A 1,387-nucleotide genomic window follows, 5' to 3' on the forward strand; every position below is an offset into this window, starting at 1 on the left:
GGCTGCGATGAACAATGACTATATGATGCAAATTCTCAAGTGCTTTTGTCAAGCATGATTGAGATGCTCTTACCCTGAGTATTTAATCTGTTTGTAAAACCGCCAACTATTTTGAATTCATCGGCAATTTTATTCGCCTAAAAAATCGATACAATAAATCTAATAGTCGCAGTCGGTTAAAACCGACTTAAGCTTTGAGCCAGGGGTTTAAACCCCTGGCGGACTGGCGAAATGGCGACATATTTACTGACAACATCTTTAAGGACTGAAGTCGTTACTACAAACCTAATCGCTTTCCAGAATGCTTGCGAGCAAAGCTTGCTGAGCGTGCATCCGATTTTCTGCCTGATCCCAAACGCGCGATTGACTGCCTTCTATCACTGCATCGGTAATCTCTTCATCCCGGTGTGCGGGCAAACAGTGCAATACAATTGCATTCTTATCGGCTAACTTCAGCAATTGTTCATTTACCTGATAGGGTTCAAACAAAGGAATTCTGATTTTTGCTTCCTCTTCCTGTCCCATACTCGCCCAAACATCAGTATAAATCACTTGAGCATTCTTCACAGCAGCTTCTGCGTCCGTCGTCACCGTAACTTCGGTTTTTCCCTGAGCAATATTCTTAGCTTTTTCCACTATCTCAGCATTGGGCCCGAAATCTTGAGGGCAAGCAATTCTTACATTCATTCCCGTCATTGCACAGCCCAACATCAGCGAATTAGCCATATTATTGCCATCGCCCAAATAAGTCAGGGTCAATCCTTCTAGCTTGCCAAAACACTCTTTTACTGTCATTAAATCCGCCAGAACTTGACATGGGTGTTCGTCATCTGTCAACGCATTAATCACAGGAATTTTCGCATAATTAGCAAAAGTTGCTAAGTCCTTTTGCTCGAACGTCCGAATCGCCAAAATGTCTAAATATCTGTCTAAAACCCTGGCTGTATCTACCAAAGGTTCCCCGCGGCTGACTTGTGTAACGTTGGGATTGAGGTCAATCACTTGCCCTCCCAATTTATACATTGCTACCGTAAAACTTACCCGCGTTCGCGTTGAAGCTTTGGAAAATAACAAGCCGAGAACTTTATTGCGTTTCAGCTTGACCATTCCCGATTTTAAACTGGCTGCTAGATCCAGCAAATAATTTAATTCGTCAATGCTTAAATCTGCCAGACTTAATAAATCTCGCCCTTTTAAGGAATCCATGCTTTCCCCCACACACAAATTTTTAACTTTGTCGTGAACTACCAGACGCTGACCACTTAAGTGGTACAGCGCTGGCTTCCTGATTCAACGGGGCGGGGCGTCCAACAAAACCGAAGTTTTACCAGATCGACTTACATCCCCTCCACAGGCAGAAGCGCTAGTTCCTAACGCCAAAATCCGC

Annotated in this window: 1 protein-coding gene; it reads right to left on the minus strand. The window is 43.8% G+C overall.

The window, feature by feature from the left end:
- Positions 1–285: 285 nt before the first annotated feature.
- Positions 286–1,206 carry an ornithine carbamoyltransferase gene (gene argF / locus QUB51_RS30280; protein WP_333052921.1) on the minus strand — a complete coding sequence of 307 codons (921 nt, stop codon included), beginning with the start codon at positions 1,204–1,206 and terminating at the stop codon, positions 286–288.
- Positions 1,207–1,387: the final 181 nt, after the last annotated feature.

Origin of the sequence: Microcoleus sp. AT8-A3, assembly GCF_036705675.1 — a bacterium.
GTDB lineage: Bacteria > Cyanobacteriota > Cyanobacteriia > Cyanobacteriales > Microcoleaceae > Microcoleus.